The following is a 16,429-nucleotide window of genomic DNA, read 5'->3' as shown; positions in this document are numbered from 1 at the left end:
ATTGAAAAAATTAAAATTAAACTATACCTCATTATCTTTTCTTCCAATTTTGGTATGCATACCTCTAGGGTATCAATTAATAAACAATATTCATTTTGGAGGATTTAAATTATTCCAAGAATTCTTAATTTCTGCATTTAATCCCAAAATCGATAATGAAATTATTATTACCGTAATTAAGCGATTAAATGAAACTATTTTAATTGGTTTTTTTAGTTGGTTAGTAAGTATTATTTTTGGAGCAATTTTTGGAATAATTTCCTCAAATATTTTTTATAAAATCTTTAATATTCCAAATTTTTTCTACCGATTAATAAGGTTTTTTCTAACAATAATTAGATCTATACACGAAGTGGTTTGGGGAATAATATTAATGCAAATATATGGAATAAATTTTTCGATAGGAATAATAGCTATATGTATACCTTATATTGCTGTAAATTCAAAAGTTTTTGCTGAACAAATAGAAACTATTGACTACAAAAGTTTTGAATCTATAAATCAAATAAATGCACCTAAATTTTCTTCTTTACTAACTTTAATATGGAATCCAATAATAAATACATTTAAAAACTTTGGTTTATATCGATTAGAGTGTTCAATAAGAAGTACTGTGATTTTAGGACTTTTTGGGATTGGAGGAATAGGTACCAGTATTTTTTTATCTTTCCAAACTTTGAATTTTAGAGAGTTATGGACTTATTTATGGTCCTTAGCAATTTTGATAATTATTTCTGGATTAATATTCAAAAAAACAAAATTTAATACTACAAATAAAATCCTATCTATTTTTTTTATTGCAGTTTTTTTCATAACAATTTTATTTTCTTTTTCATATTTTCTTTATTTTATTTTTAATAATAATTTTGAAAATTTTAATTCCGTTAGTTCTCTATTTAAATCAAGCTCAGATTTAGGATTATTTGATTTCTTAAAACTTATATTAGAAACAATAATTTTAAGTCTTTTTTCAACAGGAATCGCAATTAGTTTACCTCCATTAGTAATAGGAATTTTTAACAACAATAGTTCTAAAATTTTTATAAAAATTTTTGCATTTTTATTACGTTTAATACCTACACCTGTAATACTTCTTACTCTATTAACTTTCAATAATCCTTCTTTATCTTTAGCAGCTTTAACATTAGGTCTCCACAATGCTGGTATTACTAGCAAATTACTTTTTACAAATCTAGATAGCCAAGACAAGAGAAATTATATTGCAATGAAATCTCTAGGAATCTCAAAAAAGACTAGTTGGCTTTTAGGTTTATTTTCTCAACAAGCAAAAAGTTACTTAGCATATTGCGCTTATAGATCTGACATCATTATTAGAGAAACTGCAATTGTTGGGGTTATTGGAAGTATTGGTCTAGGGTGGCAATTGCAAGAATCACTAAGTTCCTTCGCATGGCAAGAAGTCACCATAGTTTTGATAGCTTATAGCTCCATCGCAATAGTTGGCGAATTAATAAATGGTAAAATCAAAAATAGTTTAACTTGATTTGTAAGAATAAAAAGTTAAATCAAGTAATTATTTTTTTCCTCGGTTATAGTGATTAGCTTACCAAAACAGCTTGTTGTAATTGGAGATAGCTCAGTTTATGGATGGGGAGATAATGAGGGTGGTGGATGGTGTGAGAGGCTTAGAAAAGATTGGGGTAATAACCAAAATGGACCAGTTATTTATCAACTTGGCGTTAGGGGAGATGGGATAGAAAAAGTTTCATCTAGATGGGAAAAAGAATGGTCATCTAGAGGAGAAACGAGAAGAAATAAACCTAAAGCAATCCTACTAAATGTAGGTCTTAACGACACTGCAGCAATTGGTCAGATAAATGGAAGACATCAATTAGATATAGATGGATTTGAATATGGATTAGAGAGGCTAATTAATGAAATGAACTCTCAAACAAATCTATTTGTTATTGGTTTGACACCAGTTGACGAAAGCAAAATGCCGTTCGCAGGATGTCTATGGTACTCAAATGATTTTTGTAATTCTTATGAAAGGAGAATGGAAGAAGTATGCCTCAATCAGAATGTCCCATTTCTTCCTACTTTTAGAGAAATGTACTCTGATAAAAGGAGTAAAAATTGGATTACGCATGATGGAATTCATCTAAATTCCGAAGGTCATTTCTGGCTTTTCCAAAGACTTAAAAGCTGGGAAATTCTTACAAAATGGAAAGAATCTTAGGTCTTTCCAAATATTATTAATTTAAAAAATATGAATATAAAATAAGAGCAAAGATAGCAAAAACAGAAGCAATACTTGTCTGAATAGCATTTACCAATTCATTACTTAATTTATATTTGTTTTGAAATTTAGCACCAATAATACTTTCAGAAAGTGTTGCCAAGAATCCAGAAACTACAACAACTATAAAATGATCTTTTGTAGAAATAATTGATAGGCGAAGCATTATAAAAGCCATAAATATTGATCCCAAAACACTAGCTAATGTTCCTTCTATACTTATTCCGCCCTCAGTTCCCCTATCCACCTTTTTAAGTGAAGTAATTAAGTATGTGTCTTTACCAAATCTTTTTCCAATTTCGCTACCAAAAGTATCCGCCAACTTTGCAGCAAAACTTGCAGCAAAACCTACTTTAAACATCACTACATTGGCAGCATTAAATTTGGTCATAATGGCAAGAAATAATCCTGTAGCTGCTGAGCCCCATACATTCTCAGGACCTCTTCTCCCGCCTCTTTTTTCAGCAATTCCTTGTGCTTTTTTAAATTTAAAACCTATTTTGGTAACGAGGGATCCAAATAATAAATAAATTACAACTGACATCCATCCCTGCCAAGACAAACATCCCCACAAAATTGTGCCTAATATGCCTGCACTTACCCAACCACTTTTCGTCATCAAAGGAATCCTGCAAAATATATAAATCAAAATAAAATTAATGCAAAAACCTATAAAAAATTGATTTCTAATTAAATCCATTTTTATCTAATTCTTTAATTTGAAATCAATTCTCCACTGATTTAGAATTGTTGATGCGTTAATACTAGCCGTTGAAGTTCTTAAGATAGTGTCGGAAAGCTTAACAAAGGTAATATTATTTTTTTTAAAAAAATCAATTTCTTTAGCGGACCAACCTCCTTCAGGACCAATTACATTCCAAAAAATACCTCCTTTTTTATTTCCAAATTCTTGTTGTTTTCTTAACCATTGATTTAAGTCATATAGTGTTTCTTCTCTAGTTATCGAAATTGAAACTCTTTCTTGATTATCTCTACTTTTTAGCCATTCAATAATATCCATTCCATTTAAAATAGATGGTTTCCATAATCTCTCACTTTGCTCAACAGCTTCATTGATAATTAAATTCCATCTCAAAAGTTTTCTAGAAAAATTTAAATTTTTGTTTACCTGTCTTTCTGAAAATAATGGCTGTATATAATCAATTCCTATTTCAGTACACATTTTTAAAATATCCTCAAAACCACTTTTTGGTATAACAACAGCTATTCCTAATAAGTGAATTTCTTGTTCTTGAAATAAGTAAGGTTTTTTTGATTTAATTATTTCTAAGCAATCATTTTTAACTTTTATAGCTTTCCATAATGAACCCTCTCCGTTAGCTATAAATATTTTTTTACCATTTTTTATCCTCATTACTTTATTTAAATAATGAGCCTCTTCTTTAGAAAGTTCTAAATTATTGTTCTTAATATTTTCAATTCTTTCATGGGAAATAATTAATCTTGTTAAGTCTTCCATCTAAAACACTTAATCTTTGAAAACTAAATCTTCATGTTCTTCAACTGACCAATCATTATTTTCACCCCCAATAATTAACTCTTCAATTTTTACATAATTATTTGATATCTCATTCAAAGAATTAATTAATATATCTATTGAAATGGAGTCTGAAGTTCCAAAATCGACCCAACATCTTCCCCACAGGTTTTGATATTCCATAATTCCTAAATTATGCATTAATGCTGGAAGAGATGCGTTTTTTTGGTCATTATCGTAGGACATCCAACTTAAATCCGAACCCTCTTCATGAGTTTGCAAATTTTCAGAATTAAATCCGCCTAATCTTCCTAAAACGTACCAACTATCAAAAACACCATCTAAATAATTTTTTTCATCTTGAGTTGGTGATTCTGAAAACCTTATCCATATCCAACAATTAAAAGGATCAACTTCTCTAAAAATAATATTCATATTGACTAATAGCTTTTTAGATCTATAGCTATTATAAGTAAGTTATTACAAGATTAAAATTCGCACCGATAACTTAATTAATAATGCTTAATTTAAAAGGAATATCTTATCAACCTCAAACTTCTGAAAAAAAAATAATAGACAATCTAAATTTAAAAGTTCATGAAAATGAAATCATTTTAATTTGTGGTAATAGTGGTTCAGGGAAAACAACACTATTAGAAATAATAAGCGGATTAACAAATCCACAAAAAGGAAAAATTACTTGGAAGAATAAAATATTATCTTCTAGACAAAGAAGATGGTTTTGTGGAGTAGTATTCCAATTTCCTGAAAGATACTTTATAGGCACAACCATTGGGAAAGAATTAAAAATAGGTCATAAATCTTTAAGAGAGAAAAATATAGAAATAGTTTTAAATAAGGTTGGCTTGAAAAAAATTAACTTGACCCAACCACCAGAACAACTAAGTGGAGGACAACAAAGAAGGTTAGCTGTTGCAGTTCAGCTACTTAGAAACCCCTCAATTCTTTTACTTGATGAACCAACTGCCGGACTAGACTATTCAATGAGAAAAGATGTGAATAATTTAATTATTGATCTAAAAAATAAAAATACAATTATTATTGTTACTCATGAACCTGCCTTATTTCAGGGCATTACGTCTAGGATGTTAATTCTGGAAAAAGGGAAAATCAAAGATCTTATGAAAGAAAGTAATGAAGGATAGAATAGTTCGAGCTACTGCAGCAAATGGAGGAATAAGATTAGTTGCAGTCTTAACAACAGAATCTTCTTTAGAAGCTAAAAAAAGACACGATCTTTCTTATTTAACCACCTGTATCTTAGGAAGAGCATTTAGTGCTTCACTACTTTTGGCAAGTTCGATGAAGATAATGCATGGTAGAGTTACCTTAAGAATTAGATCTGATGGTCCTTTAAAGGGATTGTTAGTTGATGCAGGTAGGGACGGGGAAGTTAGAGGTTATGTAGGGAATCCTGATTTAGAATTAGATCTAGTCAAAATAAATAATAAATATTCTTTTGATTTTTCAAAAGCATTAGGCACAGGGTATTTAAATGTTATTAGAGATAGTGGATTTGGGGAACCATTCACAAGTACTGTTGAATTAGTAAATGGAAATATTGCTGAAGACTTAGCTTCATATTTGTATCATTCAGAACAAACTCCTTCTGCTGTATTTATAGGAGAAAAAATTCAAAATAAAAGTGTTATTTGTAGTGGAGGGTTATTAGCTCAAGTTTTACCAAAAAAAGAAACTGACCCTTTACTAGTATCTCTACTTGAAGAAAGATGTAAAGAAATTAATTCTTTTAGTGAAGAACTATTTCAGTCAAAAGATAACCTTCTTTCATTAATAAGAGATATATTCCCTGATATTGACGATAAATCAATATCTGAAAAAGCTCGTTCTCAAGAAGTTAGCTTTAAATGCAAATGTTCAAAACAAAGAAGTTTAAATGCAATGAAAATGCTTGATAAAAGCGAGTTGGAAGACATCCTAAAAAAAGATGGCAAAGCAGAATTGGTTTGTGAATTTTGTAAGAATAAATATCTTATAAATTATGAAGAAATTAAATCGATGGTAGAAAATCAATCATAAGAAAACTACGCCGAGCCATAAAATAACCATGGCTGGAATACTTTGAATTTTTTGAATTGATAAAGAATCATTAGATATTTCCTGAATGAAAGAATTAGTTTCAAGTAATCCACCGAATATCAATCCTATTGATAGAAAGGTAACACTCCATCCTAGAGAAGCTATAAATCTTTTCCCTGATTTAATTTGAGTATAGGTAAGTATTAACGTTGAGATAGAGAGCAAAAGTCTATTATTCGAATCTGGACTGATAAATAACAAAATTAAAAATAATATTCCAACAGATATTTTTATTGGAAGGTTATCAAATGAAGGGGGTGTTATTTTTGGAAGACTATATTGACTTGCATTCTTAGAATTATTATTTAAATTTTTCATCTTAGAAAGCATTGGGAAATTATTATTTGTAAATTGATTAATTTGTTTCTCTTTTTTTGAAGCACTAACAGCTTCATAACTTATGTTTCCTGATTGTCTGGCTTTCAAACTCCCCATAAGTAATTGATCAAAGGAGGATTCTATTTTTGCTTTTAAAATTAAATCTTCCCCAGCCTCTTTAACTTTAATATCTCTAGCTTTCTGAATATCCTCAAAAGCAGCACCTTCTTTTACACCTAAAATTTCATAAGGTGATTTTTTATTATTGTTTTTACTACTGTTTGAATCCAAAATTTTTTACCAATAATAACAGATTAACCAATTTTATAATCCATTAAGACTTTACAAAACAATTGGTTGGACTCCACTAACAACTGGAGCAACTTTGTTTAAATTCAAGTTATTATTATCTTCAACAAATTGATTTAGATTCCACTCATTTTTAAAAAGAATAACTGGCCTATTCCAACAATCTTTAACAATTTTACAATTAAAGACTCTGCCAAGTTTTTCAATAACTGACCATCCATCGGAAACCCATCTAGCCAGTTGATATGGCATTGATTCAAGATTTGCATCTACACCATATTCACTTTTTAACCTGTGAATTACCACTTCCAACTGTAATTGACCTACAGCTGCAAGTATAGGGTCTCTTTTGCTCTCATCAAAGTCATAAAGAATTTGAACAGCGCCTTCTTCACGAAGTTCATTCACACCCTTTCTAAAGTTTTTAAATGCTGAGGGATTTGGATTCCTTAGCCAGCTGAATATTTCAGGACTAAAGGATGGTATACCCTCATACTCTAAATGAGATCCAGTATAAAGAGTATCTCCAATAGAAAACATCCCAGGATTATTCAAGCCAATTACATCTCCAGGATAGGCGTCATCAACAACTTCTCTATCTTGCCCAAATATTTTTTGTGGTCTTGATAATCTAATTGTTTTTCCAGTCCTAGAATGTTTAACTGACATATCCTTTTCAAATTTTCCACTACAAACTCTTATAAAAGCGACCCTATCTCTGTGCTTTGGATCCATGTTTGCTTGAAGCTTAAAAACAAACCCACTAAATTCATTGCTTGCAGGTTCAATACCCCCTTTATTACTATTTCTTGAGGTTGGTTTTTGAGCCATTTTTAAAAAACTATCTAAAAATGGTCTTACACCAAAATTAGTCATGGCAGATCCAAAGAAAACTGGGGTTAAGGAACCATTAAAAACATTTTCTTTTTCAAATTTCGATCCTGCCTCATCAAGAACCTCCAATTCTTCAAGTGAGTTTTCAAGTAAATCTCTCTCTACATATTTTGATAGCTCTTTATCTTCAAGACTTAATCTTTTCTCATTCGATTGTTTCCCTCTTACGGCTTTATCAAATAAAATCACCTCTCTCGAAAATCTATCAATAACGCCTCTAAATTCCTCGCCACTACCAATTGGCCAGTTAATAGGTAAAGTATTTAATCCAAGTTCTGATTCGATTTCATCAAGTAAAGAGAATGGCTCTCTTCCTGGTCTGTCCATTTTATTTATGAAAGTAAATATTGGTATTTTTCGCATCTTACAAACTTCAAACAATTTTCTAGTTTGAGGTTCTAGGCCTTTAGCAGCATCTTCCAACATAACTGCATTATCAGCAGCAGCTAAAGTTCTATAAGTATCCTCAGAGAAATCTTGGTGTCCTGGTGTATCTAATAGATTTATTACTGATCTATCATATTGAAATTGCAATACTGTAGATGTAATTGAGATACCTCTTTGTTTCTCCAGTTCCATCCAGTCTGACGTAGCTTTTCTCTGATTTCCTCTAGCCTTTACTGCTCCTGCTTGTTGTATGGCACCTCCATATAAAAGCAGCTTTTCAGTAAGAGTCGTTTTCCCCGCATCTGGATGTGAAATAATGGCAAAATTTCTTCTTTTATTTACCGCATCCTGTATATCTTTATTATTTATAATTTTAGTACCTAAGCTCATTTGACTAATATAATGATCTTAATCTTAGTTTTTAAACATTACCATAAACTATTAAATATTCATCACTGTCTTCAAACACATCTAAGGAGGATAGATCATTCTCTAAAGTGAAAGTTTTTAACTCTTTAAAAGTATAAGAAGCTTTTAAAGATGCATAATAATCATTAGTTAAAATTTTATTATATTTAGTTGAACATTGTGCTTTTAGTTCTAGAGCAGACTTCTCATCTAATGGCCTTTTTAAGTCCTTATGAAAATTTACAGTGATATTACTAGACAAACTTCTTATGGTGTTAAAGAAATCTTCAAGATTGGTAATGTGATGGATCAAACTGTTACTTACAAGCAAACTAATTCTTTTTTTAAGTAAAAAATTATTTGATTTAATGTCTTTGATGTCAGAACAGATATAGCTTAAATTCTTTAATTTTTTCTGATAAGTAGAAATATTTTTATTATATTCTGCTCTCAAAATCATCTCTTTAGAACCATCTATTCCAACTACTTCAGTATTAGGCCATTTTATTGCTAACTTCTCAGAAATATTTCCTGGGCCGCATCCTAAATCAACTATTAGATCTTTTTCACCTAAAGAAATATTTTTTCTCAAGAGATAATAATTTATTTGATTAATTAGATTAACTTCACCTTTTGAAAAATCAGCTTCGTCATAAGAAATGACCTGTTCTTTTTCTTCCATTAACTCGGGTTCTGGGACTCTTTCCATGTCCTTTCTTGAAACAAAGATTTCATATTAAACATAATTCTACACAAACCGTTAAATAGTGGTAAGAATGGTTGCAGACGCCACAGGTAGAGTTATTCTTCCAGTACGGGTTATTTACATACGTTTTTTTTATCGTGACTGTTGCACCAAATAAAGCTTCTTCAGAGAGCTATTCCAATAATCTTAAAAAAGATGATTTTCCAAAGACTGCGCCAGCTGCTTATCCAGTTTTTTTCAGATCTTACAGTAGGAAAACTACCTCTGGCAAAAGGGAGAACTGGAATGAGGTGGGTGACAGAAATTTATCGGGCTTGAAAGAATTAGGAAAACTTTCTGATGAAGAATTGATCCTAATGAGAGAGATGCAAAGCAACCAAAAAGCCCAACCTTCAGGAAGATGGTTATGGATTGGAGGAACTCCTTGGATTAATAAAAACCAAAATTTCTCTGGGGCATACAACTGTACTTCAACAAACTTAATTGACTGGGAAGCCTTTGCTTTGATGATGGACTTAGCAATGATGGGATGTGGAACAGGTGCAATAATTGAGCCTCATTTTATAAATAATCTACCTACGGTAATAAACAAAATAAATATTAAATCAGTTAGTGAAGTTGGAATAACTCCTAAAGATCAAAGAGAGGAAAAGTCATCATTAGAAATCAAAGGTAAAGATCTTCATATCAAAGTTGGAGATAGCAGAAGAGGCTGGGTTGATAGCTATAAATATCTTCTTGAGGCATCAAGTGACGAGAGTCTTGAAAGAGAAATTGATGTTTATATTAATTTGGAAGATATTAGGCCTGCTGGAGAATCATTAAAAGGTTTTGGTGGCATGGCAAATCCTATCAAATTGAAAGATCTCTATGCTCGGGTTGCATCTCTTCTTGGAAAAGCAATTGGTAGGAAACTAAGTACAGTAGAGTGTTGTTTATTAATTGATGAAGCTGCAGTAACTATAGTTGCTGGGAATATAAGAAGAAGTGCTGGAATGAGACAATTTGCTTCAGATGATAAGGAAGCAGCATCGGCAAAAGAAAATTTATGGAGTCAAGATGAGAATGGTAATTGGAGAATAGATCCCGAAAAAGATGCCCTAAGAATGGCTAATCATACTAGGGTTTACCATACAAAACCCACTTACCAAACTGTTTTAGAAGCTGTAACGAAACAATTCCATTCAGGTGAGGGAGCTATTCAATTTGCTCCAGAAGCAATCGCAAGGTCAAATGCAGATATTCTCAATGATGATGAATTGAGAAAGGAATTTATTGAAATCTACTCAGAACAAGGTAAGGATGAAGCGAGAAATTGGATAAATAGTAGTTATGGTCCATTTTCTGAAGAAGAGTTAGACCACAGAATGAGCCGATATGGACTTAACCCTTGTGGGGAAATCTTGGGAAATGATTTCCACTGCAATTTGGCTGAAGTTCATCTAAATCAGATTGATCCAGGAAATTTTGAAGAGCAAAAAAAAGCTTTTAAAGCAGCTGCTCTTTCTGTAGCATGCTTACTTAATCATGAATTTGAAGTTGAGCGTTATAGAAAAAGTAGAGAATATGACCCTATTGTAGGAGTAAGTTTCACTGGATTATTTGATTTTTGTGTTCATGCCTTTGGTACACCATGGTTGAAATGGTGGGAAGCAGGAAGGCCAAATACCAAAGAAGGAATGGCTTTCAAGGAGAAAGAAGCTAAATTCCTAGATTCCTGGAGAAAAATAGTAAAAGAAACTGTCTGGGAATATTGTGATAAACATAATCTAAGAAGACCAAATCGATGTACAACTGTTCAGCCAGCTGGGACTAAAAGTCTTCTAACTGGAGCAGCTCCAGGATGGCATCCGCCAAAGGCTCAAAGATTCATAAGGAGAATAACTTTCAGGAAAAATGATCCAATTGCATTAGCTTGCATGGACTATGGTTACTCAGTTGTTCCATCTCAATCTGATAAGGATGAAAATGGCCGCTTACTTGATAATCCATTTGATCCAAGATGTACAGAATGGTTAGTTGAAATCCCTACAGAAGTCAGCTGGGCTAATATAGAGGGTGCAGACAAAATAGACATCAATAATTTCTCAGCATTAGCTCAATTTGATTTTTATATGCAAGTGCAGAAATTTTACACAGAGCATAATACCTCTGCAACAGTAGAATTTAGAGAAAATGAAATCGAGGATTTAGCGAAGGCCATACACAATGCAATAGAAAATAATGAAGGATATATTTCTGCGGCGTTACTCGCTAGATTTAGTGCAAACGCAACTTTCCCGAGATTGCCCTTTGAACCAATAAGTAAAGAAGAATATATGTCATTGCAAAATAAAGTAATAGAGAGGAAGGTTAATAACGATTTCTTTGACGCGCTCAATAAATATGATGTTGGAGAACTATCTGAAGCGGGTCCAGCAGGTTGTGATTCAGATAAGTGTCTGCTTCCTTTGGCAAAACCGAAGGATTAATTTCTAAATTATTTGTAAATAAAAAATATAAATTAGTTTTTAAAAATTTAATTTATGGCTACCTCTTAAATAGGGACATAAATTATTTATGACATTAAGCTTAAATATTGGGAACTTATTTAATGATTCCTCTAGTCATGCTTTAGTGGATGAGCTGAGAAAAAGAACTTCAGAAGAAGAGATATTAGAATTTGAAGAAAAATTTAACTCCAAAAATGAAAAAAATCTACACATATATATATGTAGATTTCTAAAAAATAGATCAATATCTAGGGGACTTGCCTCTAAATGGTTAGTAACAATGATTAAAAACAAGGAATCAAAAATTGATACTTTGCAAAAATTAAATTATTAAGTCAGTGATGAAAGTTTCCAAAGAGCAATTCCAAAAATTGAGAACCCCATAATAAAAGTAAAAGCTAAAGCATTTACCAATTGAACCTTATCATTCATTCTGTTAGCGAATGGTAGTAATTGAGCGAATAATGGAGTCCCTTCAACTATTGCAGATTTTTTTACTGTAGAATTTTTGCTTCTAGAAAACATAAAACAAATTTTATAATCTTAAGAATTTTACATTTAAAAGTTCATTAAATAAAAAATACTTCTCAAAAACGAACAAAATGTAACCTGTAAGAAACTAAGGCAAAGATAAATATAAATATTTTTAGCAGCAATCTAATCTATCATTAATTTATTAAGTTTATTTATTAAACAGCTAGACAAATAATTTTCTTGAATGTTATTATAAATTTGTAGCAACCGCTACCAAAACGTTCAACTTGCGTTTAGCAAGCCGCAAATCGACTTAAGCCATGGAACGGGGACTTAAGCGAAACCTGAGCTTAAAAAATGACTCTAATTTACAGAGGACAAAAGTACGTCCAAAACAAAGAAGCAGCTAAGAAGCAGCATAATGAATTAACATATAGAGGAAAAGCCTACACAAGTTAGTTCGTCACAACATGAAAAAAGACCACATTAAGTGGTCTTTTTTTTTGAATATTTAATAAATTAATACTATTAATTAAAATTTTAAATCTAAAATTTTTATAAAAATGCATTACTCTTCCTAGTATTGACTAATACTATTCTTAAGTAATTTATAGTTAAAACTTTTCAATTCCTAGGCATCATTTAAAGAATTATTTTAGTATTGACAAGGTACTTTTAATTTCATAAATTTCCATTTTTAAATAGTGATCTTACAAGATGGCCAACAAATCAAGTCAGGCGAACAAAAATCCATACTTGTATCGATTAATGATATAGGATGGTTCACGATGGAATCTTAAGAGGGAAATTATGAAAGAGCAAAAACCACTATTTAAAGGACCTTATGATATAAAAGATGTAAGTGCTCTCTTTGCAATAGTGGCCTTTGTTTTAATTATTGCTGCCATAGTTGGCAATAATTTATTTGGTTTATTTCAACAAAATGTTAATTTTGGATAAAAAGAGCATTAGAAATTTTTCTCAAAATGGCGATTTTATATTGATAGATATAGGGACACATTCATGTGGAGAAATAAAGAGTTTTACAAATTCAAAATTCTTTTTTTTTAAACTGATTAAAAAGGTAATCAAGAATATCTATAAAAAAAAATCTTTTAAGATTAGTTACTTTAAAGACTTAGTAATAAATCATTTGAGACTCAAAAAAGTTTCTAAAAGAATAACCCTCATTCTTGTAGAACCTAATTTTTTACATTTTGATGAGCCTCCATATGAATTATCCTCCATGGTCTTACCAGTAGCTATTAAGAGTATTGATGAGGGTAATTCAAGGACTACAAAGCTATTCTTTGCCAATAACGATCCAAAGTCAGCTGGAAACTCAATATTCAGTTCAAAGGGTAATGTTGATGAGGATAATTTCAGGAACGTTTTATCCTTGAATATTTATCAATTTTTAGAAATTTTAAATACCACATACCTACATGAAAACTCAAAAGTTCTCCTTAGATTAAATTGTGAGGGGATGGAAGACGAAATTATATATGAATTCAAGAAATACCTTTCAAATAAATTAAAAGTAATTATGGGATCATTGAAAGATGTTAAATCTATCAAAGGTAAAAAGAAATACTCCATGCTTTTGGAATTCATAGAAGATAAGAAAATAAGATTTATTCCTTTTTCAGATGATGTAGATACATGGTCAAAAGCTCACTTATTTATTTATCACTTTTTAAATAGTTGAAATTGATAGATTAGTTTTATAAATTAATGTAATAGTTATTTTTTATTACTAATAAAGTAAAGAACTTTCAAAAAATTTATGTTAAATTTTTTTTAGTTAAATAAATTATGGACGAAGATACGTTTTTAAAACATATAGATAACGCCGATAAAGATTTAAATGCATTCCCTTTTTGGAGAATATTTAAAAAAGCATGTATGGAAAATCCTATCAGAGGTATTCATAAATTAACCCCTGGGAGACAGGCAGTTATAATTCTATGGGAAGCTAATACTCAATATAGAGGTTCCGATGGAGTTTTAAGATCAGTTCCTTTAGATGGAGAAAATATTGAAGATAAACTTCAAAAATTAAAAGATGATCTTATCTCTCATTTTATGAATCAAGATATTGATGAGAAAGCATTAAATAGATTTTTCAACTCAATAGTAAAAAAATTAACTAAGTAATACTTTTCATAATATAAATACATTTATAAATTTATTAAGTTGTTACCCAACAGTGCTCATCATATTAAACATAGGTAAATACATTGCCACTAAGATAAAAGCCACTACAATAGCTACGAATACTATCATTAAAGGCTCTAATATAGAGGTCAAAGATTTAACACTTGTTGAAACCTCATCTTCATAAAAGTCTGCGAGTTTATCAACCATTTCACTTAATTCGCCTGTTTCTTCTCCAATCCTAAACATTGAAGTAAACATTATAGGGATAACTTTAACTTCTGAAGCTAAAACTTTATAGATAGGTTGACCAGCCTGGATCTCAGTATTCATTTTATCCACAATTCTTTGGAATACTCTGTTCCCAAGGGTTCTTTTCGAAATCATAAGTGACTCTAGGATAGGGACTCCTGCAGAATTTAATGAACTAAGTGTTCTTGAGAAATTTGCTAAACAAGATTTTGTTACTAGTTCCTTAGTAATTGGCAATTTGAGTAACATTTGATCCCTCCAATTGATAAATCTATTGGTTTTAATTTGTTTCCTTACAAAAACAAATCCTATTGCTAAAAGAGGTAGAGCTTTTAAGAGGAAAAGTGGATTTTTTATTGCATTTGATGCATTTACAAGAAACAGAGTGAGGGCAGGCAAATCCGCCCCTGAAGATGAATACATATCTACAAAAACTGGAATAACAAAAACGAGCATTATGATAATTACAATTACTGTAAGAATAAAGATAGCTATTGGATAAGTTAATGCACTCTGAATTTGGCCTTTTATTTTAGAGAGACTTTCTAACAATTTTGCTTCTCTATCTAAGACCTCTGGGAGAAGACCTGCTGTTTCTCCAGCAGATACCAATGCTAAATACATTTCATCAAAAATTTCCGGATGTTTTTCTAATATTTCTTTAAAGGTGGTTCCTCTACTAATACCAATTGATGCCTCTTTAAATACAGCCTTTAGAGTCTTATTATCACTACTTTCAGATAATATATTTAATGCTTCCAAAAGTGGAAGTCCTGTCCTTATCATAGAAGATAATTGTTTAGTAGAAACAGCTAAGGTTTTTGTCGATGGGGGCTTAAGCCTTCTTTTTTTATATCTTTTTTTCTTTGACTTTAAATTTTCAAATTTTTTATTAGGGATAGGTTTTTTCTTTTTTAATGAATTCCTAGTTTCACTTAATTTACCAATTTGATTATTAACCGAAATATTGTTATTTTCAAATTTATTAATTCCTTCTTTTCTTGCCTTTTCTAATCTCTCCCTTAATTCTGAGTCTCTGACAAAACCATATTCCATATTATCAATTAATTTTCGTTATTCTCTTCATTATCCAAAAGACCTTGAAGTACGTTAGGTCTATTACATTTATAAAAAGCTTCTTCCTTTGTGATTGCACCACTTATAACATTTCTAGATAACGCCTGTTCAAGAGTTTGCATACCATATTTTGCCCCAACTTGTAATTGAGAATATACCTGAGAAGATTTAGCCTCTCTAATTAGATTAGCAATAGCATTATTATTTACTAAAATCTCGGCAGCCAATGTTCTTTTATTCTCTTTTGTTTTACATAAAGTTTGTGAAATAACACCTATTAGTGAACCAGATAGCTGGACTCTAATTTGTTGCTGTTGAGATGTTGGGAAGACATCTATGATTCTGTCGATAGTTTGAGATGCAGAAGAAGTATGTAATGTGCCCATTACCAAATGACCTGTTTCTGCAGCTGTTATAGCAAGACTAATTGTTTCAAGGTCTCTCATTTCACCTACTAGAATGATGTCAGGATCTTCTCTGAGAGCTGACCTAAGGGCTTTTGAGAATGAAATGGTATCTTCTCCAACTTCCCGTTGTCTAACAAGGCAATTCTTATTTTCAAAAACGAATTCTATTGGATCTTCAATTGTTAAAATATGATGAGCATTATTAGAATTTATCCAGTCTATTGAGCTTGCTAGGGTAGTAGTCTTACCTGAACCAGTGGGACCAGTCACCAATATTAAACCTCTTGGACGTTGTAATAATTGCTGAACACTATCAGGTAAACCTATTTGGGAAAAACTTGGAATTTTAGTACTTAAGGCTCTCATTACACAGGATATCTTTCCACGATCAAAGAAAATATTTAATCTAAATCTTGCTATACCTTCAAGTCCGTAACTACAGTCAAGTTCCTTTTCATTATAAAAAGACCTAATTTTATCTTCCCCCAAAATTTCTTTTAAATCAGAAATCAAATGATCTTCTTTAAATATATTTTCACTTGCTGGCAGGATTGACCCCTGAATTCTGAAAAAAGGGATGGAATCTCCTGTAAGGTGTAAATCAGATCCGTTCCTCTTTACTAAATCTGACATCAAATTAGTAATAGTTAAATCTAGTTGAGACATTTA

19 protein-coding genes are annotated in these 16,429 nt (G+C 30.9%); 10 read left to right on the top strand and 9 right to left on the bottom strand.

Going from position 1 to position 16,429, the window contains the following annotated elements; genetic code table 11:
• The first annotated feature begins 1 nt into the window (after position 1).
• Both HA144_RS03780 and HA144_RS03775 read left to right on the top strand, forming a co-directional pair.
• On the top strand, positions 2-1,504 hold the full coding sequence (locus HA144_RS03780; protein WP_245152828.1) for a PhnE/PtxC family ABC transporter permease: 1,503 nt from the start codon (positions 2-4) through the stop codon (positions 1,502-1,504).
• A 51-nt stretch (positions 1,505-1,555) separates the two neighbouring features.
• Entirely contained in the window at positions 1,556-2,200 is a 645-nt protein-coding gene (locus HA144_RS03775) for a GDSL-type esterase/lipase family protein (RefSeq protein WP_209042651.1), read from the top strand.
• 16 nt (positions 2,201-2,216) lie between these two features.
• Here the strand turns inward: HA144_RS03775 and HA144_RS03770 are convergent, their stop codons facing one another.
• Genes HA144_RS03770 through HA144_RS03760 form a run of 3 tightly spaced genes read right to left on the bottom strand, consistent with a single transcriptional unit; the run spans position 2,217 to position 4,193 of the window.
• Complete coding sequence (locus tag HA144_RS03770; RefSeq protein WP_209042649.1) at positions 2,217-2,960, bottom strand: TIGR00297 family protein; 744 nt, start codon at positions 2,958-2,960, stop codon at positions 2,217-2,219.
• Between the two features lie 6 nt (positions 2,961-2,966).
• Entirely contained in the window at positions 2,967-3,740 is a 774-nt protein-coding gene (locus HA144_RS03765; protein WP_209042647.1) for a 16S rRNA (uracil(1498)-N(3))-methyltransferase, read from the bottom strand.
• A 9-nt stretch (positions 3,741-3,749) separates the two neighbouring features.
• Complete coding sequence (locus HA144_RS03760; RefSeq protein ID WP_011818170.1) at positions 3,750-4,193, bottom strand: DUF3531 family protein; 444 nt, start codon at positions 4,191-4,193, stop codon at positions 3,750-3,752.
• A gap of 83 nt (positions 4,194-4,276) precedes the next feature.
• On the opposite strand from HA144_RS03760, the gene HA144_RS03755 reads away from it, so the two are divergent.
• On the top strand, positions 4,277-4,924 hold the full coding sequence (locus tag HA144_RS03755) for an ABC transporter ATP-binding protein (protein WP_209042645.1): 648 nt from the start codon (positions 4,277-4,279) through the stop codon (positions 4,922-4,924).
• Positions 4,914-5,819 (top strand): Hsp33 family molecular chaperone HslO, encoded by a 906-nt coding sequence (gene hslO / locus HA144_RS03750; RefSeq protein WP_209042643.1) that lies wholly within the window; start codon positions 4,914-4,916, stop codon positions 5,817-5,819. The genes HA144_RS03755 and hslO overlap by 11 nt, the downstream gene beginning before the upstream one ends.
• Here hslO and HA144_RS03745 read toward each other — a convergent pair.
• The 3 genes from HA144_RS03745 to HA144_RS03735 are packed head-to-tail and all read right to left on the bottom strand — an operon-like array spanning position 5,814 to position 8,904.
• The gene (locus HA144_RS03745) at positions 5,814-6,488 is read right to left on the bottom strand and encodes a CPP1-like family protein (RefSeq protein ID WP_209042641.1); all 675 of its coding nucleotides are present in this window, start codon (positions 6,486-6,488) and stop codon (positions 5,814-5,816) included. The genes hslO and HA144_RS03745 overlap by 6 nt on opposite strands.
• Before the next feature lie 51 nt (positions 6,489-6,539).
• Entirely contained in the window at positions 6,540-8,177 is a 1,638-nt protein-coding gene (locus tag HA144_RS03740; RefSeq protein ID WP_209042639.1) for a peptide chain release factor 3, read from the bottom strand.
• 31 nt (positions 8,178-8,208) lie between these two features.
• Positions 8,209-8,904: a class I SAM-dependent methyltransferase gene (locus HA144_RS03735; protein WP_209042637.1), complete on the bottom strand. Its 696-nt coding sequence runs from the start codon at positions 8,902-8,904 to the stop codon at positions 8,209-8,211.
• Between the two features lie 134 nt (positions 8,905-9,038).
• Between HA144_RS03735 and nrdJ the strand changes: the two genes are divergently transcribed.
• Together nrdJ and HA144_RS03725 are read left to right on the top strand one after the other, a co-directional pair.
• Entirely contained in the window at positions 9,039-11,372 is a 2,334-nt protein-coding gene (nrdJ, locus tag HA144_RS03730; protein ID WP_209042635.1) for a ribonucleoside-triphosphate reductase, adenosylcobalamin-dependent, read from the top strand.
• Between the two features lie 88 nt (positions 11,373-11,460).
• Complete coding sequence (locus HA144_RS03725) at positions 11,461-11,727, top strand: RNA recognition motif-containing protein (RefSeq protein ID WP_209042633.1); 267 nt, start codon at positions 11,461-11,463, stop codon at positions 11,725-11,727.
• Here the strand turns inward: HA144_RS03725 and HA144_RS03720 are convergent.
• On the bottom strand, positions 11,724-11,918 hold the full coding sequence (locus HA144_RS03720) for a hypothetical protein (protein ID WP_209042631.1): 195 nt from the start codon (positions 11,916-11,918) through the stop codon (positions 11,724-11,726). The genes HA144_RS03725 and HA144_RS03720 overlap by 4 nt on opposite strands.
• A gap of 306 nt (positions 11,919-12,224) precedes the next feature.
• Here HA144_RS03720 and HA144_RS03715 point away from each other — a divergent pair, with 306 nt between their 5' ends.
• The 4 genes from HA144_RS03715 (at position 12,225) to HA144_RS03700 (ending at position 14,024) form a co-directional block, all read left to right on the top strand.
• Complete coding sequence (locus HA144_RS03715) at positions 12,225-12,326, top strand: DUF4278 domain-containing protein (protein WP_011862700.1); 102 nt, start codon at positions 12,225-12,227, stop codon at positions 12,324-12,326.
• A gap of 351 nt (positions 12,327-12,677) precedes the next feature.
• Entirely contained in the window at positions 12,678-12,827 is a 150-nt protein-coding gene (locus tag HA144_RS03710) for a hypothetical protein (protein WP_209042629.1), read from the top strand.
• Positions 12,828-13,020: 193 nt separating this feature from the next.
• Complete coding sequence (locus tag HA144_RS03705; protein WP_209042627.1) at positions 13,021-13,575, top strand: hypothetical protein; 555 nt, start codon at positions 13,021-13,023, stop codon at positions 13,573-13,575.
• 107 nt (positions 13,576-13,682) lie between these two features.
• Positions 13,683-14,024, top strand: a complete 342-nt coding sequence (locus HA144_RS03700; protein ID WP_209042625.1) for a hypothetical protein — start codon at positions 13,683-13,685, stop codon at positions 14,022-14,024.
• 42 nt (positions 14,025-14,066) lie between these two features.
• On the opposite strand, the gene HA144_RS03695 is transcribed toward HA144_RS03700, so the two are convergent.
• Both HA144_RS03695 and HA144_RS03690 read right to left on the bottom strand, forming a co-directional pair.
• A complete protein-coding gene (locus tag HA144_RS03695; protein WP_209042623.1) occupies positions 14,067-15,332 on the bottom strand; it encodes a type II secretion system F family protein in 1,266 nt (421 codons plus the stop codon).
• A gap of 8 nt (positions 15,333-15,340) precedes the next feature.
• Positions 15,341-16,426: a type IV pilus twitching motility protein PilT gene (locus HA144_RS03690; RefSeq protein ID WP_209042621.1), complete on the bottom strand. Its 1,086-nt coding sequence runs from the start codon at positions 16,424-16,426 to the stop codon at positions 15,341-15,343.
• Positions 16,427-16,429: the final 3 nt, after the last annotated feature.

The organism is Prochlorococcus marinus XMU1404 (genome assembly GCF_017696175.1).
In the GTDB taxonomy this organism is placed as follows: Bacteria; Cyanobacteriota; Cyanobacteriia; order PCC-6307; family Cyanobiaceae; genus Prochlorococcus_A; species Prochlorococcus_A marinus_X.
The sequence above is the reverse complement of the archived record's forward strand: the minus strand, read 5'-3'. Positions and strand labels throughout refer to the sequence as shown.

Bases quoted from the DNA above. Each gene is read 5' to 3' on its own strand.
- HA144_RS03770 (WP_209042649.1), bottom strand. From the start codon at position 2,960: ATGGATTTAATTAGAAATCAATTTTTTATAGGTTTTTGCATTAATTTT.
- HA144_RS03765 (WP_209042647.1), bottom strand. From the start codon at position 3,740: ATGGAAGACTTAACAAGATTAATTATTTCCCATGAAAGAATTGAAAAT.
- HA144_RS03760 (WP_011818170.1), bottom strand. From the start codon at position 4,193: ATGAATATTATTTTTAGAGAAGTTGATCCTTTTAATTGTTGGATATGG.
- HA144_RS03755 (WP_209042645.1), top strand. From the start codon at position 4,277: ATGCTTAATTTAAAAGGAATATCTTATCAACCTCAAACTTCTGAAAAA.
- hslO (WP_209042643.1), top strand. From the start codon at position 4,914: ATGAAGGATAGAATAGTTCGAGCTACTGCAGCAAATGGAGGAATAAGA.
- HA144_RS03740 (WP_209042639.1), bottom strand. From the start codon at position 8,177: ATGAGCTTAGGTACTAAAATTATAAATAATAAAGATATACAGGATGCG.
- HA144_RS03735 (WP_209042637.1), bottom strand. From the start codon at position 8,904: ATGGAAAGAGTCCCAGAACCCGAGTTAATGGAAGAAAAAGAACAGGTC.
- HA144_RS03725 (WP_209042633.1), top strand. From the start codon at position 11,461: ATGACATTAAGCTTAAATATTGGGAACTTATTTAATGATTCCTCTAGT.
- HA144_RS03720 (WP_209042631.1), bottom strand. From the start codon at position 11,918: ATGTTTTCTAGAAGCAAAAATTCTACAGTAAAAAAATCTGCAATAGTT.
- HA144_RS03715 (WP_011862700.1), top strand. From the start codon at position 12,225: ATGACTCTAATTTACAGAGGACAAAAGTACGTCCAAAACAAAGAAGCA.
- HA144_RS03710 (WP_209042629.1), top strand. From the start codon at position 12,678: ATGAAAGAGCAAAAACCACTATTTAAAGGACCTTATGATATAAAAGAT.
- HA144_RS03700 (WP_209042625.1), top strand. From the start codon at position 13,683: ATGGACGAAGATACGTTTTTAAAACATATAGATAACGCCGATAAAGAT.
- HA144_RS03695 (WP_209042623.1), bottom strand. From the start codon at position 15,332: ATGGAATATGGTTTTGTCAGAGACTCAGAATTAAGGGAGAGATTAGAA.
- HA144_RS03690 (WP_209042621.1), bottom strand. From the start codon at position 16,426: ATGTCTCAACTAGATTTAACTATTACTAATTTGATGTCAGATTTAGTA.